At 72.1% G+C, this 23,990-nt stretch carries 21 protein-coding genes; 3 read left to right on the plus strand and 18 right to left on the minus strand.

Going from position 1 to position 23,990, the window contains the following annotated elements; all coding sequences use genetic code 11:
* Positions 1 to 49: 49 nt before the first annotated feature.
* The 5 genes from ACLJQF_RS25455 to ACLJQF_RS25475 all read right to left on the minus strand — a co-directional run bounded on the left by ACLJQF_RS25455 (position 50) and on the right by ACLJQF_RS25475 (position 5,982).
* Positions 50 to 1,114: a hypothetical protein gene (locus ACLJQF_RS25455; protein ID WP_410612188.1), complete on the minus strand. Its 1,065-nt coding sequence runs from the start codon at positions 1,112 to 1,114 to the stop codon at positions 50 to 52.
* Positions 1,115 to 1,209: 95 nt separating this feature from the next.
* The gene (locus ACLJQF_RS25460) at positions 1,210 to 2,658 is read right to left on the minus strand and encodes an amidohydrolase (RefSeq protein WP_410612190.1); all 1,449 of its coding nucleotides are present in this window, start codon (positions 2,656 to 2,658) and stop codon (positions 1,210 to 1,212) included.
* Positions 2,659 to 2,891: 233 nt separating this feature from the next.
* Positions 2,892 to 4,454: an ABC transporter permease gene (locus ACLJQF_RS25465; protein WP_410612191.1), complete on the minus strand. Its 1,563-nt coding sequence runs from the start codon at positions 4,452 to 4,454 to the stop codon at positions 2,892 to 2,894.
* Positions 4,451 to 5,359 (minus strand): ATP-binding cassette domain-containing protein, encoded by a 909-nt coding sequence (locus tag ACLJQF_RS25470; protein WP_410612193.1) that lies wholly within the window; start codon positions 5,357 to 5,359, stop codon positions 4,451 to 4,453. The genes ACLJQF_RS25465 and ACLJQF_RS25470 overlap by 4 nt, the downstream gene beginning before the upstream one ends.
* Positions 5,360 to 5,361: 2 nt before the next feature.
* Positions 5,362 to 5,982, minus strand: coding sequence for a TetR/AcrR family transcriptional regulator (locus tag ACLJQF_RS25475; protein ID WP_410612195.1), 621 nt, complete (start codon positions 5,980 to 5,982; stop codon positions 5,362 to 5,364).
* Between the two features lie 236 nt (positions 5,983 to 6,218).
* Between ACLJQF_RS25475 and ACLJQF_RS25480 the strand changes: the two genes are divergently transcribed.
* On the plus strand, positions 6,219 to 9,452 hold the full coding sequence (locus ACLJQF_RS25480) for a S8 family serine peptidase (RefSeq protein ID WP_410612196.1): 3,234 nt from the start codon (positions 6,219 to 6,221) through the stop codon (positions 9,450 to 9,452).
* Positions 9,453 to 9,514: 62 nt separating this feature from the next.
* Here ACLJQF_RS25480 and ACLJQF_RS25485 read toward each other — a convergent pair whose 3' ends face one another.
* A complete protein-coding gene (locus ACLJQF_RS25485) occupies positions 9,515 to 10,678 on the minus strand; it encodes an ROK family protein (RefSeq protein WP_410612197.1) in 1,164 nt (387 codons plus the stop codon).
* A 98-nt stretch (positions 10,679 to 10,776) separates the two neighbouring features.
* On the opposite strand from ACLJQF_RS25485, the gene xylA reads away from it, so the two are divergent.
* Positions 10,777 to 11,925: a xylose isomerase gene (gene xylA, locus ACLJQF_RS25490; RefSeq protein ID WP_410612199.1), complete on the plus strand. Its 1,149-nt coding sequence runs from the start codon at positions 10,777 to 10,779 to the stop codon at positions 11,923 to 11,925.
* A 129-nt stretch (positions 11,926 to 12,054) separates the two neighbouring features.
* On the opposite strand, the gene ACLJQF_RS25495 is transcribed toward xylA, so the two are convergent.
* The 7 genes from ACLJQF_RS25495 to ACLJQF_RS25525 all read right to left on the minus strand — a co-directional run bounded on the left by ACLJQF_RS25495 (position 12,055) and on the right by ACLJQF_RS25525 (position 18,750).
* On the minus strand, positions 12,055 to 13,425 hold the full coding sequence (locus ACLJQF_RS25495) for an alkaline phosphatase family protein (protein WP_410612201.1): 1,371 nt from the start codon (positions 13,423 to 13,425) through the stop codon (positions 12,055 to 12,057).
* Between the two features lie 73 nt (positions 13,426 to 13,498).
* Positions 13,499 to 14,626 (minus strand): metabolite traffic protein EboE, encoded by a 1,128-nt coding sequence (gene eboE / locus ACLJQF_RS25500; protein WP_410612203.1) that lies wholly within the window; start codon positions 14,624 to 14,626, stop codon positions 13,499 to 13,501.
* Positions 14,623 to 15,474: a TatD family hydrolase gene (locus ACLJQF_RS25505; RefSeq protein ID WP_410612204.1), complete on the minus strand. Its 852-nt coding sequence runs from the start codon at positions 15,472 to 15,474 to the stop codon at positions 14,623 to 14,625. The genes eboE and ACLJQF_RS25505 overlap by 4 nt, the downstream gene beginning before the upstream one ends.
* Positions 15,475 to 15,996: an EboA domain-containing protein gene (locus tag ACLJQF_RS25510; RefSeq protein WP_410612205.1), complete on the minus strand. Its 522-nt coding sequence runs from the start codon at positions 15,994 to 15,996 to the stop codon at positions 15,475 to 15,477. It lies immediately after the preceding gene.
* Complete coding sequence (locus ACLJQF_RS25515; RefSeq protein ID WP_410612207.1) at positions 15,993 to 16,814, minus strand: sugar phosphate isomerase/epimerase family protein; 822 nt, start codon at positions 16,812 to 16,814, stop codon at positions 15,993 to 15,995. Before ACLJQF_RS25515 ends, ACLJQF_RS25510 begins: the two co-directional genes overlap by 4 nt.
* On the minus strand, positions 16,811 to 17,650 hold the full coding sequence (locus tag ACLJQF_RS25520) for an SCO3242 family prenyltransferase (protein ID WP_410612209.1): 840 nt from the start codon (positions 17,648 to 17,650) through the stop codon (positions 16,811 to 16,813). The genes ACLJQF_RS25515 and ACLJQF_RS25520 overlap by 4 nt, the downstream gene beginning before the upstream one ends.
* Entirely contained in the window at positions 17,635 to 18,750 is a 1,116-nt protein-coding gene (locus ACLJQF_RS25525) for an inositol-3-phosphate synthase (RefSeq protein WP_410612210.1), read from the minus strand. Before ACLJQF_RS25525 ends, ACLJQF_RS25520 begins: the two co-directional genes overlap by 16 nt.
* 423 nt (positions 18,751 to 19,173) lie before the next feature.
* Between ACLJQF_RS25525 and ACLJQF_RS25530 the strand changes: the two genes are divergently transcribed.
* Positions 19,174 to 20,007, plus strand: coding sequence for an aldo/keto reductase (locus ACLJQF_RS25530; RefSeq protein WP_410612211.1), 834 nt, complete (start codon positions 19,174 to 19,176; stop codon positions 20,005 to 20,007).
* A gap of 116 nt (positions 20,008 to 20,123) precedes the next feature.
* Here ACLJQF_RS25530 and ACLJQF_RS25535 read toward each other — a convergent pair whose 3' ends face one another.
* From ACLJQF_RS25535 to ACLJQF_RS25555, 5 genes are all read right to left on the minus strand, one after another.
* Positions 20,124 to 20,963: an SAM-dependent methyltransferase gene (locus ACLJQF_RS25535; RefSeq protein ID WP_410612212.1), complete on the minus strand. Its 840-nt coding sequence runs from the start codon at positions 20,961 to 20,963 to the stop codon at positions 20,124 to 20,126.
* Positions 20,964 to 21,103: 140 nt separating this feature from the next.
* The gene (locus tag ACLJQF_RS25540) at positions 21,104 to 22,201 is read right to left on the minus strand and encodes a hypothetical protein (protein ID WP_410612214.1); all 1,098 of its coding nucleotides are present in this window, start codon (positions 22,199 to 22,201) and stop codon (positions 21,104 to 21,106) included.
* A gap of 63 nt (positions 22,202 to 22,264) precedes the next feature.
* Positions 22,265 to 22,627: a DUF4180 domain-containing protein gene (locus tag ACLJQF_RS25545; RefSeq protein ID WP_410612215.1), complete on the minus strand. Its 363-nt coding sequence runs from the start codon at positions 22,625 to 22,627 to the stop codon at positions 22,265 to 22,267.
* On the minus strand, positions 22,624 to 23,478 hold the full coding sequence (locus ACLJQF_RS25550; protein WP_410612217.1) for an alpha/beta fold hydrolase: 855 nt from the start codon (positions 23,476 to 23,478) through the stop codon (positions 22,624 to 22,626). Before ACLJQF_RS25550 ends, ACLJQF_RS25545 begins: the two co-directional genes overlap by 4 nt.
* On the minus strand, positions 23,475 to 23,900 hold the full coding sequence (locus ACLJQF_RS25555) for a helix-turn-helix domain-containing protein (RefSeq protein WP_410612218.1): 426 nt from the start codon (positions 23,898 to 23,900) through the stop codon (positions 23,475 to 23,477). Before ACLJQF_RS25555 ends, ACLJQF_RS25550 begins: the two co-directional genes overlap by 4 nt.
* Positions 23,901 to 23,990: the final 90 nt, after the last annotated feature.

Raw genomic sequence — 23,990 nt, forward strand, 5'->3', positions numbered from 1 at the left:
GCCTTCGGTGCGTCAGACGCAACCAAGGCCGCCTTGGGGCGCTCGGGTCTCAGCGATGACAGGTGACCGGCGGACGCGGGCGAGCACAGGCCGCGGCGTAGGTGTCGCACAGCTCGGTGATCACCGCCCCGGGCTCGGTGCGGAGACGACTCGGGAGGGTCTGCAAGAAAATGATCCCAGCCGCCGAGTAACGCGCATTCCGGGCCAGCGTCGCCGCGTAGTGATCACCGCCCTCGTGATACCCACGCGAGTCGATTTCCCAGGCGAACGCCACGTCTTCACACCAGGCATCCGGCTTTGAGATGAAGCCACCGTGCCGGTCGAAGACGCTGACGTTCCATTCGGCCGGCGGCAGGCCGGAAAGCTTCCAGATCTCCCAGGCATCGGCCTCGGCCACCGACTCCGCGCCTTCGAGGAGTGCCTGAAGTGCTCGTCGTGGGATGGCGGAGCCCCGCTGACTACCCCGGCTCAGCTCACGATCGAGTTGCTCGGGAGTGCATCTCCTTCGCTGCACGGCCTCCGCCAGCATTCCTTGCACGGTGTCGAAATTCCGGATGCGACGGGCTCCATCCAGCACCGCCCGGTGAACGGGCGCGACCGGCAGACCGTCGCGGAACACGGCGTCCGGCAGCCGGGTGGTGCGTTCCACGAGGGCGAAGCCCGCACTGGTGACCTCGCGTTCGTGCGGCACCAGGAGGTGAACGTCGTCCGGATCCGGCACCTGACGCAGGCCGTGGCGGCGCAACGCCCAGAGTCCGGTGAGCATGGAACGTTCGCCGCCGCGCAGGAGACCGGCTCTCAGCCGTTGCTCGTCGGTGGCTTCCGACGGGTGCAGCAGAATCACTCCGGGCAACAGCCGGCGCCATGGTCCGCCGGGCAGGCATCTGCGGTAGATGCTGCTGCGGGGCATACCGATCTCTTCGAGTTCGGAAACGCGCACGACATCCGGCTTGTCCGCGCGGCCGGTGACGAGCGGGTGTTTGGTCCAGGTTGGTCGGTACATGCCAGCGAGGATGACTACCAGGTCCGACAGTTTTCGGGCGTCGACCACCGCGAACGGTCGATTCAGGTCATTTTCGTCCGGAATCCTCCGTTCGCGGCCAGGCAGGCTCAAGCGCCCCAAGGCGGCCTTGGTTGCGTCTGACGCACCCAAGGCGGCCTTCGGTGCGTCTCACGCACCGAAGGCCACATTGGGGCGGGTGGGCCGGGTCAGACCTGGTGCGTCACGTGCCCGTCGACGATCGTCGCCGTGACCGGGAGGGTGCGCAGGTCCGCCGGGGACAGCGCCGACGGGTCCGTCACCGTCACCATCAGGTCCGCGACGTCCCCCACCGCCACCCCTCGGCGACCACCCGACGACGACGCCAGGGCGTCGGCGAACGGGATCGCCTGCTCCGGGTGCCACGGCGGACGGTCGTCGTCCGTGCGGGAGATCGCCGACGCCATGCCGTCCCACGGGTCCAGCGGCGCCACCGGGGCGTCCGAGCCGAACTCCAGGCGGGCGCCCGACTCCAGCAGCGACCGGTACGGGAACGCCCGCGCGGTCCGGCCGTGCCAGTGGCGGTCCGCGACGTCGCGGTCGTCCGGCTGGTGGGACGGCTGGACCGCCGCGATCACGCCCAGGGCAGCGAACCTCGGGACGTCGGACGGCGACAGCAGCTGCGCGTGCTCGATGCGGCCCGGGCAGCCGACCTCCTCGAAGGCGTCCAGCGCGATCGTGTTCGCCCGGTCGCCGATCGCGTGGACCGCCGGGAGCAGGCCGTGGTCGAACGCCCGCTGCAGCAACGGAACGAGCTCGGCCGGCGGCAGTTCCAGCAGGCCGGGGGAATCCACGCCGGGGTACGGGTCGTGGCAGTAGGCCGTGCGGGTGTTGAGGGACCCGTCCACGAAGAGCTTGAACGGCCCGACCGTCAGCAACCCGCCCGAGTCCGGCAGGACGTCGCCGGTGCGGTGGCCGCGCTCGATCGTCCGGTCCAGCAGGTGCTTCGCGATGACGCACGAGATGCGGGCCGCCGGGGCTCCGCGGCGGGTCCAGTCCGCCACCGTGTCCGCGTACTCGTAGTCGACGATCTGGGTGACGCCGCGCGCGGCCGCCGCGGCAACCGCTTCCGCCACCCAGCGATCCTGGACGTCGATCGCCGCCGTCGGGAGCTGGGCCGTCGCGCTCATGCAGTCGCCCTCCAGCAGGACGCCCGTCGGGTGGTCGCGGCCGATCAGCTTGAGCGCCGCCGGGCTCAGCCACACCGTGTGCAGGTCCGCGCTGAACAACGCGACCGCGCGCCCGGGCAGCGCCCGCTGCAGCAGGTCCTTGTGCGGCTTGTCCGGCCACAGCGCGTCGCGGAAACCCGCGCCCACGACGAGTTCCGTCTGCGGCGCCGGCGTCGCCAGCAGGTGCGCGAGCAGCAGCTCGACCGCTTCCCCCGCCGAGCGGGCCGCGTCCAGCGGGATGCGCCGCCGGAACGTCGCCCACTGCACGACGTGGACGTGCGCGTCGACCAGCCCCGGCAGCAGCGTCCCGCCGTGCCCGTCGACCACCCGTGCGGCGAACCCCGTGGAGCCCGGTTCGGTGATCGACGTGACCCGGCCGTCGTTCACCCGGACGTCGGCGAGGTCGCCGCCGAGACCCGGCCGGACGCGGCGCAGCAGGAGATCATCCATGCGGACCACCTTGCCAGCCGGGCCCGCCTGGGTGAAGCACGGCTTGAGATGGGAAATATCCGGGCATTCGCTACTGTTGCAGCAGATGGCAGCCGTCGCCCGCCGAAGGGTCAGGGCCGGTCAGGGGCGCCGCCTTCACAAGCCGCGCAGGGTTCGACTCCCTCGGTTGCCGCCCGAGTTCGTGAAGGCCACCTTGAGGAACTTGAAGTTCCTCAAGGTGGCCTTCACGAGTTTTACCCGAGCGGCATGTCGCGGCGCCGGAGAGCGAACAGGCCGGCAATGCCGGCGACCGCGGCGATGAGGACCAGGCAGAGGACCGGGGTAAGGGAGAACGTCCCGCCCGGCAGGCGCGGCAGGTGCTGGAACGGCGAAATTCCCAACACCACGTCGTTCCACTGCAACGCCGTCCCCACCAGCGACAACAACAGGAACGCCGCCAGCAGCCCCCAGGCCCCCGCCGCGAAGCGGGGGACGAAGCCGATCAGCAACGCCGCCAGCCCCGTCAGGACCCACACCCCGGGCAGCTGGGCCAGCGCCGCCGGGACCAGCCCGAAGCCGCTGCCGTACGCCGCCCCCGTTGCCCAGCCCGTCACCGCCAGCGCCAACGCCGGACCGAAGACCGCGAACGTCAGGTGGGCCAGCGCCCAGCGGACGCGCCCGACCGCCGTCGCCAGGACCGGTTCCGCGCGGCCGGCCGCCTCCTCCGCACGCAGCTTCAGCGTCGCCTGCACCGCGTAGCCCGCCGCCGCCAGGCCGAACAACGTCATCGTCCCCGCCAGGTACGCGTCCAGCACCGCACCTCCGCCGCCCATCCGGGAGAACAAGTCCGCGACCGCCCGGTTGTCCCGCATCATCTCCGCGACGTTCTGCGCGACCCCGCCCATCAGCAGCCCGACGAGCCCGAGGCAGCCGGTCCAGACCAGCAGCGTCCCCCGCTGCAGCCGCCAGGCCAGCGCCAGCGGCGAACGCAGAGACGGCTTCGCACCGGAACGCCCGAGCCGCGCCGGGAGCAGCGCCGCGCCGAGGTCCCGGCGCGCCGACAGGGCGACGGCCGCGGCCACCAGCGCCCCGGTCGCGAAGACTCCCAGCCCGAGCACCCACCACTGCTCCCCCGCGAACGGCCGCAGCCGATGCGCCCAGCCGATCGGCGACAGCCACGCGAGCCAGCTCGCCGAGCCGCTGCTGTCCCCGGCCGCGCGCAGCAGGAATGCCAGCATCAGGGCTCCGATGCCGAGACCCCGCGCGCCGCCCGCACCCCAGGTGAGCTGGGCGGCCACCGCGCCGGCTCCGGCGAACACCCAGCCCACCAAGGCGAATCCGGCCCCGAGCGCCAGCGCGCCCGCCGCCGGCTCGCCCTGCGCGGCGACGCCGAACGCGGCCAGCAGGCCGAACACCAGGGACGCACCGCAGGCGGCGAGCACCGCAGCGAGCAATCCCGCGTGCCGGCCGACGACGGTGGCGCCGGTGAGCTCGCGGCGGCCCGCTTCCTCCTCGGTCCGGGTGTGCCGGACCACGGTGAGCAGCGCGATCAGCCCGACGACGACCGGGACGAACCCGCACTGCCAGGCCAGCAGGTTCCCCACCGACGACCCGTACAGCGGGCCGTTGCGCACCACAAAAGTCGCGCTCGACGCGTTGAGGTCGTAGAAGTGCTGCCGTGCCGCGGCATCCGGGTACGCCGCCTTGATCGACGACAGGTAGCCCGCCGGCGCGAGCGCGAGGCCGATGATCCAGACCGGCATGAGCAGCCGGTCGCGGCGCAGCACCAGCCGCACCAGGGCCCAGGTCCCGGTCACCGTGCCACTCCGACCGGCTCGTCCTGGCGGTAGTGGCGCAGGAACAGCTCTTCGAGCGTCGGCGGGCGGCTCACCAGGTTCCGCAGCCCGGCCCCGGCGAGGTGCCGCATCACGTCGTCCAGCGCCGTCTGGTCGACGGACAGGTGGACGTGCGAGCCGTACGAGGTCAGGTCGTGCACGCCCGGCAGCGTCGCCAGGTCCGCCGGCACGTGCGCGAGCGAGGCGTCGATCGTGATCCGGCCCAGGTGCCGCAGCTCGTCCAGGGTGCCCGACTCGACCGTGCGGCCGGCCCGGATGATCGTGACGCGGTCGCACAGCGCCTCGACCTCGGAAAGGATGTGCGAGGACAGCAGGACGGTCCGGTCGCCGCGTTCGCGCTCTTCGGCGACGACCTCCCGGAACACCTCCTCCATCAGCGGATCGAGCCCGGACGTCGGCTCGTCGAGGATCAGCAGCTCCACATCGGACGCCAGCGCGGCGACGAGCGCGACCTTCTGCCGGTTGCCCTTGGAGTACGTCCGGCCCTTCTTGCGCGGGTCGAGGTCGAACCGCTCGATCAGCTCGGCGCGGCGAGCGGTGTCGAGGCCGCCGCGCAGCCGGCCGAGCAGGTCGATGACCTCGCCGCCGGTCAGGTTCGGCCACAGCGTGACATCGCCCGGGACGTATGCGAGCCGCCGGTGCAGCTCGGTGGCGTCGGTCCAGGGGTCGCCGCCGAGCAGGGTGGCGCGGCCGCCGTCGGCGCGCATCAGCCCCAGCAGGACGCGGATCGTGGTGGTCTTGCCGGCGCCGTTGGGCCCGAGGAAGCCGTGCACCTCGCCGGTGTGGACGGTCAGGTCGAGCCCGTCGAGGGCGCGTGTCCGGCCGAACGCCTTGGTGAGGCCGTCGGCGGTGATCGCGTCGGCCATCGTCATCCCTTTCGTTCACTGTCCAGTTCGGACAAGGCTTCGCGCGCCTTCGCGAGCTCTTCGGGCGCGGCAGGCGGGTGGGTCAGCACGTGCCCGGCGGCCGCCATGATCCGCAGGGTGGCTTCGTGGGTGTTCGGCGTTTCCCCGAGCACGTCGGCCATCGGGCCGTGGAAGACGAAGAGGCCGCCGGTCATCGCGACGAGCGCGGCCGCGGCGGCGCGCGGGTCGGGGCCGCCGAGGTCCGCGGCGCGGAAGTACGCCTCGGTCTCGTCGACGATCTCGGCGAACTGCCGGGCCGCCGCTTCCGAGCCGTCGATCATGGCCCGGCCCAGGTAGCGCCGCAGCAGCAGCTGGCGCGGGTCGAACGTCGGCAGGAAGCCGGCGTCCGCGCCGCCCTTTTCGAGCGCCTCCAGCTTGAACCGCAGCAGCTCGTCGTGGACGTGGGCGTCGCAGGCCTCGCGCAGGCCGTCCTTGGAGCCGAAGTGGTGGCGGATCAGGCCACCGGAGACGCCGGCCTCCTTGGCGATGTCCAGGATCGACGTCTTCTCCATGCCACGCTCGGTGAACAGCCGGATCGCGGCGTCGCGGATCCGCGCCCGGGCGGTGAGGTCTTCGGCGTTCATCAACTTCCCTATATTTGCATGTAGTGAACTACATGCAAATATAGGCCACTACACGCCCGTATAGCAAGGCGGCACTTTCACGTGAAAGTGCCGCTTCCGGTGACCGCCCAACCGCCGAGCGGATTAGGCCATTTGGCTCGCAACCAATTGCGGTCTATGGGCTAACTGTCTGATTGCTGACGAAGATCCCACCCTGTGTACTGCACGGACGCACATCTTCACGAAGGGTCGTTTCAGTGGAACAGCACAGATCGCGCTGGAGACGGCGGGCCGGGATCACCATCCTCGCCACCGCGCTCGGCGCCTCCGTCCTCGGCGTGGCCGTCCCGGTGGCCTCCGCCCAGCAGGCCCCGCCGACCAACGGCGCCGCCGACGGCAAGACCCTCGACGAGCACGACAAAGCGCTCGTCGCCGAAGCCGAGAAGGCCGGGAAGGCCGACGTCACGCTGCTGATCGCCGCGGAAAAGGGCCAGACCGGCACCGCCGTGAACGAGCTCAAGGCCCTCGGCGGCGTCGTCCAGTCCACCGACACCAAGCTCGACTACGTCAAGGTCAGCATCGCGCCGGCCAAGGCCGAGAAGGCCGCGAAGCTCAAGTCGGTCAACGCCGTCGACGTCGACGGGCTCATCGTGCGCGACGACCCGAAGCCCGACGGCGCGACCACCCCGCTGCCGCAGCCGGCCCCGGGCAAGAACACCCCGCGCGTCAACCCGTACCTGCCGACCGGGGACACCTACGCGGCGCAGTTCGGCCAGGTCCTGCCCAGCTGGGACGGCAAGGACACCACGGTCGCGGTGCTCGACTCCGGCGTCGACCTCGACTCCCCCGCGCTAGCCACCACCAGCCACGGCGAACGCAAGATCGTCGACTGGTACAACGCCAACGCCACCAACTCCGGCGACGGCACCTGGGTCAAGCAGTCGACCCAGACCTACACCGGCACCTTCACCTCCAACGGCAAGACCTGGACGGCCCCGGCGACCGGTGGCCCGTACACGTTCGGCCTCTTCGGGGAGACCGCGGGCGACCTGGGCGCCGCGGACAGCGAGACCGGCGGCGACATCAACCGCGACGGCGACCGCGCCGACTCCTGGGGCGTGCTGCTCGACAGCGCGACCAAGGAGGTCCGGGTCGACCTCAACGGCAACGGTGACTTCACCGACGAGAAGCCGATGACCGACTACAACAAGAAGTACGACGTCGGCTTCTTCGGCACCGACAACCCGGCGACCGACATCGCCGAGCGGATGGCCTTCGTGGTCCAGACCGACAAGCCGGGCTTCGTCGGCATCGGCATCGCCGGTGCGGAGCACGGTTCGCACGTCGCCGGCATCGCCGCCGGCAACGACCTGTTCGGCGGCAAGATGGACGGCGCCGCCCCGGGTGCGAAGGTGCTCGCGGTCAAGGTGTGCCTCACCAGCGCCGGCTGCACCTCCTCCGGCCTGATCGACGGTGTCGTCTACGCCGCCAGCCACGGCGCCGACGTCATCAACATCTCGATCGGCGGCCTGCCGGCCCTCAACGACGGCAACAACGCCCGCGCGGAGCTCTACAACCGCACGATCGCCGAGTACAACGTCCAGATCTTCATCTCGGCCGGCAACAGCGGCGCCGGGGCGAACACGGTCGGCGACCCGTCGGTGGCCACGGACGCGATCTCGGTCGGCTCGTACATCACCAAGGAGACCTGGCTGTCGAACTACGGCTCGGTCACCAAGAACCCCGAGTCGATGCACCCCTTCTCCTCGCGCGGCCCGCGTGAGGACGGCGGCTTCAAGCCGGACATCATCGCGCCCGGCGCGGCGATCGCCACCGTTCCGCGGTGGGAGCAGCCGAGCCCCGTTCCCGGCACGTACACCCTGCCGGCCGGCTACGCGATGCTGCAGGGCACGTCGATGGCGGCGCCGCAGGCGACCGGTGCGGCGGCGCTGCTGGTGAGTGCGTACAAGGCGACCCACAACGGCCAGCGGCCGCCGGTGGCGCAGCTGCGTGCGGCGATCAAGTCGACCGCGCGGTTCGTGCCGGGCATCGGCGCGTACGCCCAGGGTGCGGGCCTGTTCAACGTTCCCGCCGCGTTCGTCGCGCTGTCGCTCAACCCGAAGCCGGACGCCGTTTCGACGTCGGTCGAGGTGCACACCGTGCTGTCGGGCCTGCTGGCCAAGCCGAACACGGGCGTGGGCATCCACGACCGCGAAGGCGTGACCACGGGCAAGGCCTACACCCGGACGTACACGGTCACCCGCACCACGGGCTCGGCGCACCCGGTGCCGTACTTCGTGCGGTGGGTCGGCAACGACGGCACGTTCTCCTCCGGCGCCACGGTGGTCCTGCCGCTGAACACGCCGGTTTCGTTCAAGGTGAACGTGAACCCGAAGAGCGCCGGGGTCCACTCGGCCCTGCTCTACCTGGACAACCCGCTGACCATCGGCATCGACGTGCAGACCCTGAACACGGTGTTCGCGCCGCAGGAGTTCGTCGCCGGCAAGGGTTTCCAGGTCGACAACTCGGGCAAGGCCGCCCGCAACCAGGCGACCAGCTACTTCGTGCGGGTGCCGCAGGGCGCCAGCGCGCTGAAGGTGGACCTGGACGCCGGCGCCGGTGCCCCGGGCAAGGGCCAGGTGCGGTTCCTGCGGTACGACCCGACCGGGGTCGCGGCCGAGGCCAGCACCGCGACGACCGCGTGCTACCTGCCCGACGCGGGTGCGGGCTGCGCCGGCGGCACGCCGACCAGCCGGACCATCGCCAACCCGCTTCCGGGCGTGTGGGAGATAGTCGTCGAGGCGCGCCGGACGTCCGATGCGGCCGAAGCGCCGTACAAGCTGTCGGCCGCGGTGCTGGGCACGGCGATCTCGCCGAACCCGGACGTCATCGCCTCCGCCACGCTGAACACGCCGATCTCGCGGTCCTACACCGTGCAGAACACGCTCGGCGCGTTCACCGGCAAGCTCAACGGGGCCACCCTGGGCAGCGCGAAGACGCAGCGGCCGTCGATCGCCGAGGGCGCGCAGCAGCAGTACCAGATCCCGGTGACGGCCGGCTCGCAGTCGCTGACCGTCACGATCGGCAAGACGTCCGACGTCGGCGCCGACCTCGACCTGGTGCTCTACAACTGCACCACCGGGTCCTGCGTGCAGGCGGCGGTCAGCGCGGACGGTGACTCCGAGGAGTCGGTGACCGTGGCCAACCCGGCGGCGGGCGTGTGGGTCGCGCTGGTGGACGGCTACGCGGTGCCGGCCGGCACCACGGAGTACGACTACCTCGACGTGTTCGTCAACCCGGCGTTCGGTTCGGTCACGGTGACCGACGCCAACGCCCTGCGCGCGTCGGGCAGCTCGTGGACCGTGCCGGCGACGGTGACGGCCACCGCCGTCCCGGCCGCGGGCCGGACCCTGCGCGGTCAGCTGAGCGTGCAGACCGACACCGGCGTCACGGTCGGCACCTCGCTGGTGCAGATCACCGCGGTGAGCTAGGCAAAGTTCGTGAAGGCCACCTTGAGGAAGTTTAAGTTCCTGAAGGTGGCCTTCACGGCTTTCTAGGCCTCCTGCGCCCGGGTGACGAATGGTGCCGGGTCGGCCAGGACGCGGTGGATGACCCGGCCGGCCGCGCCGAGGGTCGCCGCGTCGCCGCCGAGCCGGGACGCGGTCAGGGACGGCGGCGTGCCGCGCAGGCCGCCGAGGCGGGTGGCCAGGACCTCCGAGACCGGGCCGGACAGCCACGGGTACAGCTGAGTGAACACGCCGCCGAGCACGATGCGGTCGAGGTCCAGCAGGTTCACCGCCGATGTCAGGGCGATGCCGAGGGCGCGGCCGGCCGCCGCGCACGCCGCCAGCGCCGTCTCGTCGCCGCGCTCGAGGGCAGCCAGCAAACCCGGCACCGAGGCGGCGTTCCCCGCCGCCAGCAAGGCTTCCTGCCCGGCGTAGGTCTCCAGGCAGCCACTGCCGCCGCAGCGGCAGGGCGCGCCCTCCGGGGCGACGACCACGTGCCCCAGCTCGCCGGCCAGGCCGGTCGCGCCGGAGTAGAGCACGCCGCCCACGACCAGGCCGGCGCCGATGCCGATTTCGCCGGACACGTAGAGGAAGTCGCGTTCGCCGTCGCCGAACCAGAGCTCACCGAGCGCCGCCAGGTTCGCCTCGTTGTCCAGCTCGACCGGGACCGGCAGCCGCAGCAGGTCGGCCGGGCGGACGTCCTGCCAGCCGAGGTTGGGGGCGCTGAACAGCACGCCGTCGCCGACCGGGCCGGACACCGCCAGCACCGCGCCCGCCGCCTCCAGCCCCAGGCGGTGGGCTTCGGCCAGCGCCTCCGAAGCCAGTTCCTGCAGCTCCCCCAGGACCTTCTTCGGCCGGGAGCCGCGGTTGTCGCGTTCGCGGCGGGCGGCGACCCGGACTTCGCCGGTGAGGTCGAGCACGCGCACCGCGAGGTAGTCGACGTTGACCTCCAGGCCGAGCGACGCCACCCGCGCCCCGCTCAGCACGACCGCCACCCCTGGCCGACCGCGTTCGCCCACCCGGGCGGGGCCGGTTTCGGCGAGCAGGCCCGCCTCCATCAGGTCGCCGACCAGCTTCGAGACGGTGGACTTGGTCAGGCCGGTGACTTCGGCGAGCGCGGCCCGGGTGAGCGGGCCGCCGCGGCTGACCGCCCCCAGCACGACCTCGAGGTTGCGGGCGCGCATCTCTTCGTGTCGCACGGCCTGCGTCATCGTGTCCTCCCGCGAAGCACTGTAACCCGGCCCCTTGACGCCGGGGACCCCCGCGGCGCATATTTAGTCTATAACGTGAACTAAATGAAGGGACAGTCATGAGCGACTACGCTCCCCAGCCGGCCGACAAGTTCACCTTCGGCCTCTGGACCGTGGGCTGGCCCGCGAACGACCCGTTCGGGGTCGCGACGCGGGCGCCGCTGGACCCGGTCGAGAGCGTGCACCGGCTCGCGGAGCTGGGCGCCTACGGCGTGACCTTCCACGACGACGACCTCCTGGCCACCGAGCCAGACCGCGACAAGGCGATCGAACGGTTCCGCAAGGCGCTCGCCGAGACCGGCCTCAAGGTCCCGATGGCGACGACGAACCTGTTCACCCACCCGGTGTTCAAGGACGGCGGCCTGACCAGCAACGACCGCGACGTCCGCCGGTACGCGCTGCGGAAGGTGCGCCGGAACATCGACCTCGCGGCCGAGCTGGGCGCGGAGACCTACGTCGTCTGGGGCGGCCGCGAAGGCGCCGAGTCCGACGCGGCGAAGGACGTCCGCGCGGCACTGGACCGCTACAAGGAGGGCCTCGACCTGCTCGCCGACTACGTCGTCGAGAAGGGCTACTCCCTGCGGTTCGCGCTGGAGCCCAAGCCGAACGAGCCGCGCGGCGACATCCTGCTGCCGACGATCGGGCACGCGCTGGGCTTCATCTCGCAGCTCGCGCGGCCGGAGCTGTTCGGGCTCAACCCGGAGGTCGGCCACGAGCAGATGGCCGGGCTGAACTTCGTGCACGGCATCTCGCAGGCGTTGTGGCAGGGCAAGCTGTTCCACATCGACCTCAACGGCCAGCACGGCCCCAAGTACGACCAGGACCTGGTCTTCGGCCACGGCGACCTGAAGAGCGCGTTCTTCCTGGTCGACCTGCTGGAGAACGGCGGCTACGACGGCCCGCGGCACTTCGACTACAAGCCGCTGCGCACCGAGGACGCCGACGACGTCTGGGTGTCGGCCGCGGCGAACATGCGGACGTACCTGATCCTCAAGGAGAAGTCGGCGGCGTTCCGGGCCGACCCGGAGGTCGCGGAGGCACTGGCGGCGTCCCGCGTCCCGGACCTCTCGACGCCGACGCTCGCGCCGGGCGAGACGTTCGACGACGTCCTGAACGACGAGTTCGACGTCGACGCGGCGGCTGCGCGGGGCTACCACTTCACCCGGCTCAACCAGCTCGCCCTGGAGCACCTGCTCGGCGTGCGCTGAGGCCGATTCGGCGGCGAACGGATCGCCCGCAACGGCCAACTCGCCGGCCGCAACGGCCAACTCAGCCCCAGGAGCGGCCAACTCGCCGGGCTCTCCGGTGTGTTGGCCGTTCCGGTCGGCACGAACTCCTTACTCGGTGGGGACGGCGGCCGCCAGCAGGAGGTCCTTGACCTCGGTGGCGTGGATCTTCTCGCGCGCGAATGCCGGGTCCGAGCACAGCAGCACCGGTCCGTCCCCGGGTGCGTCCGGAAGCCGGCCGTGGCTGCCGCGGACCGGGGCCGGATCCAGCGGGACCACCTGCATCGAATAGCGCAGGCCGAGCTTCTTGCGGGCCAGCGCGGCCGCCGCCTTCAGCTTGACCTTCGGGTCCTGCGGGTCGAAGAACAGCTCGGCCGGGTCGTAGCCCGGCTTGCGGTGGATTTCCACGGTCTTCGCGAAGTCCGGCGCGCGGTCGTCGCTGAGCCAGTAGTAGTAGGTGAACCACGCGTCCGGCTCGGCGATCGCGACCAGCTCGCCCGCCCGTTCGTGGTCGACGCCGAGCCCGGCCTGACCGGCGCGGTCGACCACGACGTCCACTCCGGACAGTCCGGCCACGATGTCCCGCACCCGCGGGATGTCGGCCGGATCGGCGACGTAGACGTGCGCGACCTGGTGGTCGGCCACCGCGAACGCCCGGGACGTCCACGGGTCCAGGTACTCCATGCCCGCCTGGACGTACACGCTCAGCAGGCCTTCGCGGCGCAGCGCCCGGTTGACGTCGACCGGCCGGCTCGCGTTCGTGATGCCGTACTCCGACAGGGCGACGACGGTGTGCCCGGCCGCGGCCGCTTGGTCCAGCAGCGGCTTCACCGCCGTGTCGATCTCCCGCGCGGCCGCCGCGGCCTGGGGTGCGTCCGGGCCGAAGCGCTGCAGGTCGTAGTCCAGGTGCGGGAGGTAGACCAGTGTCGTGTCCGGCCGGTCCAGGGCGAGCACTTGCCGCGCCGCCGCGATGATCCACTTCGACGACGTGATGGACGCCGTCGGACCCCAGTAGGTGAACAGCGGGAACTCGCCGAGGGCGCCGACCAGGCGGTCGTGCAGCTGCGGCGGGTGGGTGTAGCAGTCCGGGGACTTCTTGCCGTCGGCGTGGTAGATCGGCCGCGGGGTCACCGTGAGGTCGGTGGCCGCCCCCATCGCGTACCACCAGCAGACGTTCGCGACCCGGTGGCCGGGCTGCGCGCGGCGGGCCGCGTCCCAGAACTTGTCCCCCTGCACCAGCCGGTTGTGCTGGCGCCACAGGAACACCTCGCCGAGTTCGCGGAAGTACCAGCCGTTGCCGACGATGCCGTGCCCCGCCGGGGTGAGCCCGGTGAGGAACGTCGACTGCACCGAGCACGTGACGGCGGGGAACACGGTGTCCAACTGCGCGGTGAAGCCGGGTTCGGCCATCCGCCGCAGGTTCGGCATGTGCGGCAGCAGCCGCGGGGTGAGCCCAACGACGTCCAGGACGAGCAAACTCATGCGCACACCTCGCTGACGCTCGGCGCGGCCTGAGCCGAGAACGCAGTGTTGGATGATTCGTTCGCAAGCTCACTCATGCGCGCACCTCTTCCATGCCCAGGGTGGTCAGTTCCCGCCGGGTCCAGTCCAGCTCGGCCGCGATGCCCGCGACCAGCCCGGCGTCGTCGGCGGGTGCGTCCGGGAGCACCTGCCAGGTGTAGGTCTCGACCTCGACGTGGTCGGTGCGCGCGGCCGCGCCGCCGAACAGCTCCGCCAGGGTGCCCGCCAGCACCGGCCGGGTCGACGTCAGCGGCGGCGCCGGGTCCGCGTGCAGCGGCACGTGGAAGTGCACCCGCCACGGCGCCTTCCCCGGCAGGCCACCGGCCAGCGCCAGGTCCAGGTCGTCGGCACCGGGCGGGGCGCCCTCGGTGCTCTGGTGCAGGAACCGAGGTTCCACAAAGGACTCCAGAGCCGCCCGGGTCGCCGGGTCGGCCGGATCCGCCGCCTCCAGGGCGGCCGACGCCTGGAGCTTGACCACGGCCAGCCCGGCGGCTTCGAGCCGGCCCAGTGCCGCGGCCGGGTCCTCGAAGCCCACCGCGAGGTGGCAGGCGTCCAGGCAGATGCCCAGCCGGTCGGTGTCCACTTCGGACAGCAAAGCCGCGGCCTGCGCGGTGGTCTCGATGATGCAGCCGGGCTCCGGCTCGAACGCCACCCGGACCGGCCGGTCCTGCCCGGCCAGCCCCTTGGCGAGCACCTCGAGCTGCCCGTTGTCACCTCGCCAGTCCGTGCGCCAGCCGAGCGGCACCGTCGACACGCTGCCGCGCACGGCGTCGTCCGGCATCAGCTCGGCCAGCAGCCGGGCGAGGTCCAGGGTGTACCGCGTGCGTTCGGGCGCCGCCCAGTCCGGCCGGTACACCTTGTGCTTGACGACCGGGTCGTGAAAACCCTGGTACGGGAAGCCGTTGAAGGTGACGACCTCCAAGCCGCGCGCCGCCAGTTCGGTGCGCAGCCGGGCCACCGCGGCCGGGTCGCCGGCCAGTTCGGAAGCCACCGGCCGGGCCAGCCACAGGCCGAGCCCGAGCCGGTCCACGCCCAGGCGCTCGCGGACCGGCTCGCCGAAGCGGGCCAGCTGGGCGAGCACGCCGCCGAGGTCTTCGGCCTGGTGGACGTTGGTGCAGTAGGCGAGGTGGACGAGGGTGCCGTCGCGGTGCCGGAACCTCACTTGCGCGCCCCCCGCAGGATCGAGTTGCCCGCGAACTCGGCGGTCGGCGCGTCCGATTCCAGCGCAAGCCGCCCGCTCTGGCCGTAGAAGTCCACCGGGTTGCGCCACAGCACCCGGTCGACGTCGTCCTCGGTGAACCCGGCGGCCAGCATCGCGTCGCCGGTCCGCCGGGTCTTGAGCGGGTCGCTCCGGCCCCAGTCGGCGGCCGAGTTCACCAGCACGCGCTCGGTGCCGTACTCCCGCAGGATCGCGACCATCCGGTCCTCGTCCATCTTCGTGTCCGGGTAGATGGAGAAGCCCAGCCAGCAGCCGGCCTCCTTGGCCATCGCGACGGTCAGTTCGTTGAGGTGGTCGAGCACCACGCGCTCCGGCGCGATCCCCGACTCGCGGACGACGGCGATGCTCCGCTCGGTCCCCGCCGCCTTGTCGCGGTGCGGGGTGTGGACCAGCGCCGGGAGCTCGTGGGCGATCGCCAGCGCGAGCTGCGCGGCGAACGCCGTGTCCTCCTCGGCGGTCATCGAGTCGTAGCCGATCTCGCCGACCGCGACCACGCCGTCCTTCTCCAGGTACCGCGGCAGCAGGTCGAGCACCGGCACACAGCGCGGATCGTTGGCCTCTTTGGGGTTGAGCGCGATCGTGCAGTGGTGGGCGATGCCGAACTGGCTCGCGCGGAACGGTTCCCAGCCGATCAGGGCGTCGAAGTAGTCGGTGAAGCTGCCGACGCTCGTGCGCGGCTGGCCCAGCCAGAACGCCGGTTCGACCAGCGCCCGGACACCGGCGGCGTGCATGGCCGCGTAGTCGTCGGTCGTCCGGGAGCTCATGTGGATGTGGGGATCGAAGATGCGCATTCAGCCGTCCTGTTCGTTCAGCAGGGTGCGGAGGTCGGCGGGGACTTCGCGGCCCGCCGCGGTGCGTTCGGCGGCGAAGGAGCGCAGCATGCGCAGCAGCTCTTCGTCGGTCCGGCGGTCCAGGCCGGTCACGTCTTCCAGGGGGATGCCCATGAAGACGCACTTGAGGACGCCGTGGCGGTACGCGGGCGCGTCGAGGTGCGTGGCGGCGTACTCGCCCATGGCCGCGGCGACCAGCCGGGGGTCGTTGGTGCGGAGGGCATCCGCGACCAGCTCGATCCCGACTTCCCCGGTGTCCACAACGGACAGTCCGTGCAGGACCGCCCGTTTCTCCGCCGCGTCGCCGTAGCGGTAGAGATCGGGCAGTTCGGCGGCGGCGCCGGGAGTCGCCTTGAGCAGCTCCACCCGGGCAGCGTCGGCCACCGTCCGGCCGACCCGGCGGCCGACGGCGGGGAACACCGTGCGCAGCACCGTCGCGTCGGCGGCCACTTTCGTCAAGGCTTCGTCGAGCCAGGCGTTCACGCGGTCGCCGCCTTCCGCAGGAACTCCAGTGACTCGCGGGCGATCCGCGGGGCCGCGTGGCTGTCCCGTGGCAGTTCGACGGCGACGAGCCCGGGGTACGGCGCCAGCGCGGCCAGCACCGGCGGGAAGTCGATCTCCCCCGTCCCGAACTCCAGGTGCTCGTGCGTGCCGCGGCGCATGTCGTCGATCTGGACGTTCACCAGCCGCGGCAGGGCACGGCGGACGCAGTCGGGCACGGACGCCGTCTCGTTGCACCGGCAGTGCCCGATGTCCAGCGTCAGCCCGAACCGCTCCGGATCGCCGAGTCTTTCCGACAGCGCGAAGTAGCCGTCGAGGTCCTCGACGAGCATGCCTGGCTCGGGCTCGAACCCGAGCCTGACGTCGTGCTCGTCGGCGGCCTTGAGCACCTCCGCGCAGCCGTCGACCAGGTGCGTCCAGGCGTCCTCGGGAGCGACGTCCGCGGGTCTGTTGCCGCTCCAGAAGGACACGGCCTCCGCACCGAGGTCGGCCGCGATCTCCACGGCCCGGGTCAGGAACTCCACGCGGCGTGCGCGGTCGGGGTCGAGGAACGTCGGCGCGTGCTTGCGCCACGGATCCAGGAGGAACCGGGCGCCGGTCTCGATCACGACGGCGAGGCCCAGCCGATCCAGGTCCGCGGCGACGTCGGCGACGCGGCGGGCGAGACCGGGCCCGAACGGGTCGAGGTGCTGGTGGTCGAGGGTGAGCGCGACGCCGTCGTACCCGAGGTCGCCCAGCACCCGCAGGGCATCCCCGAGCCGGTGGTTGGCGAAGCCGTTGGTGCCGTACCCGAACCTCATGTCGGCGACACCTTCCGGCTCAGCACCCGCGCGAGCGGGAACGCCGCGGCCACGGCGAGCGCCGGGCGCCACGCGCCGGTCCGCGCGATCAGCCCGGCCTGCAGCGGGATCATGCCGTGGATCCCGGCGCCGACCGCCCGCCGGATCTTGCGCGCGGCCGGGTCGCGGACGGCGTCGTACTGCGCCCCGCCGGTGGTCACGACGTAGGTCCCCAGCAGCGCCGAGGACAGCAGGCCGCCCCGGCCGGCGACGACGCCCACCCCGGCCGTCGCGGCCAGGGCGGCCGCGGGCAGCGCGGGCGTGGCACCGTCCACTTCGGACCTCGACAGCGTTGTCACGGCGTAGGTGTGCGTCCCGACGGTCAGCGCCGCGGGCAGCGCGGCTTTCGTCCCGCCCGCGCCGAGCAGGACGTCGAGGGCGCGGGCCGCCGCCATCGCGGCCGGGCCCAGCACGGTCTTCTTGAGCACGAAGTCGTAGGCCCACACGGTCGCGGCCAGCCCCGCCGCGACGCGCAGGGCCCGCCGTCCCCCGGCGGCCGCGGCGAGGCCCAGCCCGCCCGCGGTCAGCGCGGTGGCGACACCGAGCGCCGTCTCCGGCGTGATCCGGCCCGACGGGATCGGCCGTTCGGGACGTTCGACGGCGTCGAGGTCGCGGTCGGCGTAGTCGTTGAGCGCCATGCCCGCCCAGTAGAGGCAGACCGAAGCACCGGTCAGGGCGAGCGTGCGGCGCCCGAACGGCCAGCCCGCCGCGGCGGCCCCGGCGACGACGTCCCCGGGCACGGTCAGCGCGGCGGGCGCCCGGACCAGCTCCACCAGGGCCTTCACCGGTGCGCCCACGCGCGCAGCGCCGCGTACTGCGACGCCAGATCGGGCGGGCCGTCACCCACCGGGTCCTTGAAGAAGAAGGCGAACTCGGCGATCGGCCCGGCCACGCCGTCGCGGCACGCCTTGCCGGTCAGCCGGGCGAGGTCGAGCACCAGCGGCGCGGCGAGCGCGGAGTCGCAGCCCTGCCAGGTGAGCTGCAGCGTCATGCGCGCGCCGAGGAAGCCTTCGAACAGCACGTGGTCCCAGGCGGTCTTCCAGTCGCCGAGCGCCGGCACGTAGTCGATGTGCACCTCGCCGTCGACCGGACGGCCGAGGTTCTGGTCCAGTACCTGCTGCTTGGACGCGTTCTTGCTCGACGCGGCCGCGGGATCGGCCAGCGTGGCGCCGTCGCCGCCGCCGAGCAGGTTCGTGCCCGACCAGGCCAGCACGTTCAGCCCACGCTGGGCGAACATCGGCGCGAGCACCGACCGCAGCAGCGTCTCCCCGGTCTTGCCGTCCCGGCCCGCGTACGGCTGCCCGGTGGTGCGGGCGAGTTCGTCGAGCGCGGGCAGGCGCGCGCCGGTGGACGGGGTGAAGTCGACAAAGCCACAACCCGCGCGGAAGGCGGCGTAGGCGTACAGCGCGCTCGCGGGCAGCACGTCTTCGTCCAGCGCGGTTTCGAGGGCGGCCAGGGAAGCGTGCGCCGGGTGCGGAGCGCACGGCGGTTCGGTGGAGGCGACGTTGAGGACGACGACGTGGTCCAGCCCCTCCCGGAACTCGGTCAGGTCCGCTGTCACCTGGTCGATCGCCGCGTGGCCGCCCCCGGACGGCGCCGGGCGCAGCCGGGCCTCGGCCGCGTCCAGCTCGGCCACGACCGCGCCGGGCAGCGCCGCCGGCAGCACGCCGGCGGCCACGAGGTGTTCAGCCCGCTTGACCAGCGGCGTGTCCGCGATGTCATGGCCCCCGAAGACCAGGTCCCCCAAGCCGGGCAGCGCGGCCCCGGCGAAGTCCGGCAGTTCGGTCACGCAGCCGGTGCGCGCGACGAGCCCCGCCCGCAGGGCCGCGGCCCCGGCGACGGCGGTGGTGGCCACCGAGCCGCGGGCGCCGATCAGCCAGACACCGATCTTCCCCATGGTTCCCTCCAGTTCCCCGGTTCAGCCCGCACCGGTCAGGCGCGGGTCCACACAGCGAGATCACGCGCCGGCCATGGCTCCGGCCGGCGCGGCGGTCCTGGGTTTCCTTGAGCGACAAGAACTTCACGGCCGACGCCGTCAGCCCCCATTTGCACGATACCGGCAGAAACGCCCATATCGGCCCGGCCATGAAGACAACTTGGGGGACAGGGCGCGGCCGGGGTTCGAACGTCGCGAATGACTCATTCCGGACCTCAGACGTCCCGAATGAGTCATTCGCGACACCGGCGAGCGCCCCAACGCCCCCTCAGCGGGCCTCGCCGTGGCACTCGGCTCCGGACTGCCCGACCGCAGGGCCCCGGCTAGTTTCGAAGCCGGGGAACGGGTACCCACCCGATGAACCACCCACCGAAAGGACCCCTCGTGACCAGCGTGCCCGTCATCGAACTCAACAACGGCGTGCGGATGCCGCAACTCGGCTATGGCGTGTTCCAGGTCCCGGACGACGAGACCGCCACCGCCGTGAAGGCCGCCCTCGAAGTGGGCTACCGCAGCATCGACACCGCGGCCGTCTACGGCAACGAAAAGGGCGTCGGCCAGGCCATCGCCGAGTCCGGCATCGCCCGCGACGAATTGTTCGTCACCACCAAGCTGTGGAACTCCGCCCAGGGCTACGACTCGACGCTCAAGGCGTTCGACGAGAGCATGACCAAGCTCGGCCTGGAGCAGCTGGACCTCTACCTGATCCACTGGCCGACCCCGGCGCGAGACAAGTACCTCGACACCTGGAAGGCGTTCGAGAAGCTCTACACCGACGGCCGGGTCCGCGCGATCGGCGTCTCCAACTTCCAGCCCGCACACCTCGAGCGCCTGCTGGACAACGCCGAAATCGCCCCGGCGGTCAACCAGGTCGAGCTGCACCCGTACCTGCAGCAGCCCGAGCTCCGCGAGTTCGACGCCAAGAACGGCATCGCGACCGAGGCGTGGAGCCCGCTCGCCAAGGGCGGCAGCCTGCTCGGCGACCCGGTGATCGCGGACCTCGCGGTGAAGTACAGCCGCACGCCCGCGCAGATCGTGCTGCGCTGGCACCTGCAGCTGGACAACGTGGTGATCCCGAAGTCGGTCACGCGGTCCCGGATCGAGGAGAACTTCGACGTGTTCGGGTTCACCCTCACGGAGGAGGAAATGGAGTCGCTGACCCCGCTGGACCGTGGCGAGCGGACCGGCCCGGACCCCGACACCTTCAACGCCGCCTGACCCGGCGAGGCCCCTCCTCAGCGCCCCAAGGCGGCCTTGGGTGCGTCAGACGCACCGAAGGCCGCCTTGGGTGCGTCTGACGCACCGAAGGCCACATTGGGGCGCTTGGGGCGGGCTTACTGCTTGCGGGCGACCCCGCCCAGCGTGAGGAAGTTCAGCTCGCCCAGTGGGTGCAGGCGCGGGCCGTCCGGCCACCATTCGTGCAGGTAGACCAGCCCCGGCCGGAGTACCTCGGTGCCGTCGAAGAAGCCGGCGATCTGCTCGCGCGTGCGGTGGACGCTGCCCAGGCCGGTGCCCTGGAAACTGGTCTCCAGCAGCCGCGCCAGCTCCTGGCGCGGGGAGTCCTCTTCCGGGTCGAAGTGGTGCGTGAGCAGCAGGAACGACCCGGGCGCGAGCGCGGCGACGTACTCGGAGACGATCGCCTTCGCGCGGTCGTAGTCGTCGATGTGGTGCACGATCGAGGTGAGGATCAGCGCCACCGGCCGGGAGAAGTCGAGGTACTCCTTGACGACGTCGTCGGCGAGGGTTTCGGCCGGCCGCGTCAGGTCGGCGCCGGTCACGTGGGTCAGGTAGTTCTCCTCGAGCAGCGCCCGGCCGTGCACCTGCACGACCGGGTCGTTGTCGACGTACACCACCTGCGCGTCCGGGTTGTACCGCTGCGCCACCTCGTGGGTGTTTTCCGCGGTCGGCATGCCGGAACCCAGGTCGAGGAACTGGTCGATGCCGCGTTTGCCGGCCAGGAACCGCACCGCGCGCACCAGCCAGTCGCGGTGCTCCTTCGCCATCGCCCGGGCGCCGGGCGCGATGGCCAGCAGCCGCCGCATCGCTTCGCGGTCCACCTCGTAGTGGTCGTGCCCGCCGAGGAGCGCGTCGGACAGCCGGGCCAGGCTCGCCTTGCTGAAATCGAGGGCGGCCGCACCGCCCTCGGTTCCGGACCGCAGGTCGCCAGGCGTCATCGGCTGCTCTCCCACTCTGCGCGTGGTGACGACACCCCTGCCCGGGATCGCTCACCGTGTCCGGCAACGGACAGTGCCCAGATTACGACATGGGGTTCACCAAGTGAACCGGGCGCAAGGGCCTTTGCTGCCAGGCACAACTACCCGAAACGCAGTTCGCGCCAGGTTTTTCCCCCATCCGTGGTCCGGTACACGGCGGAGCCGCCAAAGGCATCCGGCTGCCCATCGACCACGACCCCCGTCCCCCGGCCGGGGAAGTCGAGATCGGTCAGCGCGAAACCCCGCTCGGGCAGCTCGAGCGTCGTCCACGTGCGGCCGCCGTCGGCCGTGCTGTGCAGGAAGCCGACGCCGCCGCCCACGGCCGCGATCGTCGCGGACGTCGGCGAGGCCGCCGCGAAGCCCTGGTTGATGCCGGCGAACGGTGCCGCGTCGTCTCCGCTGAAGCCGGCGCCGAGCTGTGGTGCGTGGCGCAGCTGCCGTTCGGTCGAGCCGGGCTGCGGCGAGCCCGGGCCGCCGCTGCACAACGCCACGACCTGCCGGTCGCGGACGCCGGCAAGCGAGGCGACCTCCCCCTCCGGGCACGGCGGATCCGCCGGGGTGAACCGGGCACCGTCGTGGGAGGTCCAGTACTGCTCGGTGCCGTAGTCCGCGCCGAGCGCGACCTGCAGGCCGCCGCCGACGGCCAGGTCGCCGTAGGTAAGGCCGCCGGTGACCGCGAAGCCCGCCACGGGAACCAGCACCGGCGCGCCGGCGGCCCCCGAGTACAGCCGGGTCGAGCCGCTGCCCTCTCCGTAGGTGGTCAGCATCGCGAAGACCCGGCCGCCGGTTTCGGCGATCTTCGAGAGGTAGTACGGCTCCCGGGCCCCGACCAGGGTGACCGGCTGCCAGGTGGCGCCGCCGTCGCGGGTGGTGCGCACGTGGACGCCGTCGCTGACGTACGCGACCCGGTCGCCGAACACCCGCAGGGCGACGTGGTTGTGGTTGTCCGGCAGCGGGACCGGCGGCGCGCCCAGCCGCCGCCAGTGCCGCCCGGCGTCGGTGGTGCCCAGCAGCACCGGGCACCACGACTGGGCGCACGGCCGGTACCCGAGGACGTATCCGGTGTCCGGGCTCGTCCAGCTCGTCGACGCGGGCCGGAAGCCGGCCGGGACCACGGTCTCGGCCGTGGCGGGCGCGGCGAACGCGGCCAAGAGGGCGAGGACGGACACCAGCAGCGCACAGCGCCGGGGAGTTCTCATGATCACCTGACGCCCCGACCGGGCCGCGGGTTGCCCACCCGCGCACCGGTTGCGCCGCCCGGCTCAGCGCCGTGCGGCCAGCCGGGTGTCGAGCTCGGCCAGGTCGGCTACGAACCAGACGTCCTTGCCGCGGTTCGATTCCCGCACGACGTCGCGAAAGGCGGTGCTCGCCGCGAGGTGCCCGCCGACGTCGCCGAGCAGGACCAGCCGGTAGCCGTACTGGACGATCTTCGAGAAGAAGAGCCCGATGAGCTTCTCGTGCATGTCGAAGAACCGGGCGGGGAACCGCTCGACCGGCACGACGAGGACGTCGGCCCCCTGGCCGTAGGTGGCCCCGATCAGGTCGACGGCGTCCTGCTCGGTGGCGAGCTCGGGTCCGTCGGCGGGCTCGAACCACACCCCGGTGCCGTGCCGCCGGTCGATCACGATCGCCGTCCTTCCAGGAAGTTCGCGGCCGCTCCGGCCCAGCCGGGCAGGAAGTGCCCGGCGTCTTCGGCCAGCCGGACGTCGGCGTCCGGGAGGGCTTCCCGCAGCTTCGCCGCCGCGTCCCGCTGGTCGAGCAGGACGTCCCGGGCCCCGAAGTGCGCCTGCACCGGCATCACCAGTTCCCGCAGGCGCCCGACCGGGACCATCGGGATCGCCTCCAGGCGCGGCTTGAAGTGTTCGAACGTCGCGAGGGTGAACTCGCCGACCGCACGCCGGCCGGGGTCGGCGGGACTGCCCTTCGCGACCATGGCCAGCGACCGGCGCCGCCCCCAGCCGCCGAGGGCGCGGTAAAAGGCGAACTTCAGCAGCGGCGCGGTCCGGCGCCGGCCGATCCCGGACGGGTTGACCAGCGCCAGCGCACCGACCCGCTCGGGCCGGCGGAGCGCGTAGTCCAGCGCCCACCAGCCGCCCAGCGACGTGCCGAGGAAGGCCGCGCGCGGCAGTTCGAGCTCGTCGAGGACGTCGTCGAGCCACTCGGCGTAGGCCGGCGACCCGAGCGGGGGCCGCGCCTCGACCGTGCGGCCCGGCTCTCCGGGCGCGTCGACCGCGTACACCCGCAACCGCCCGGCCAGCGTGGCGATGTCCGGCAGCCAGTGCGCGGCGGTACCACCGGAGCCCTGCAGCGCGACGACCGGCGGCGCGTCCACCGGACCGGACACCACGGCGAAGGTGTCACCCAATCGGGTGCCCAGCGTGCGCCGCCCGGACGGCACCGGCCACTGGTCCAGGAGCGTGTCGTAGCGTTCGCGGACCGCGCTCGCCCCGGCCGCCGAACGGTAGATCGCGGTCACGTCAGGTTTTCCGTGACCGAGGCGACCCACCGCAGCAGGTCGGCCCCCGCGGCCAGGTCGCCGAGCACGATGATCTTCATGGTGGCGCGCTCCCCGTCGTAGATGGTTTCGACGCGCAGAGGCCGCTCGCCGCCGTCCCGCGGCCCGTTCACCGAGGCCACCACCATGGTCGCGATCCGGTCGGCCGCCGACCGGTCGACCCCGGCGATCTCGGCGACCCCCGACAGTTCCGCGGACGGCGCCGCGGACCGCTCGGCCACCGGCAGCCCGGTGAAGGCCGCCAGGTCCTCGGCCGTGATCCGGTACTGCTTGCCGATCCGGACCGCCTTCAGCCGCCCGTCCCGCACGTAGTTCCGGACCGTCCGGACGTGCAGGCCGAGCTTCGCGGCAACCTGCTCGACGGAGAAGACGTCCTGCGCCATGACCCTCCTTGCGTTCCTCAAACTACCCTATCACGCTGCCATTAGGGAAGTTTGGGGAGTTCGCGGTTCACTCACCCGGGTGCCGGGTAT

The organism is Amycolatopsis sp. lyj-109 (assembly GCF_046548995.1).
Taxonomy (GTDB): domain Bacteria; phylum Actinomycetota; class Actinomycetes; order Mycobacteriales; family Pseudonocardiaceae; genus Amycolatopsis.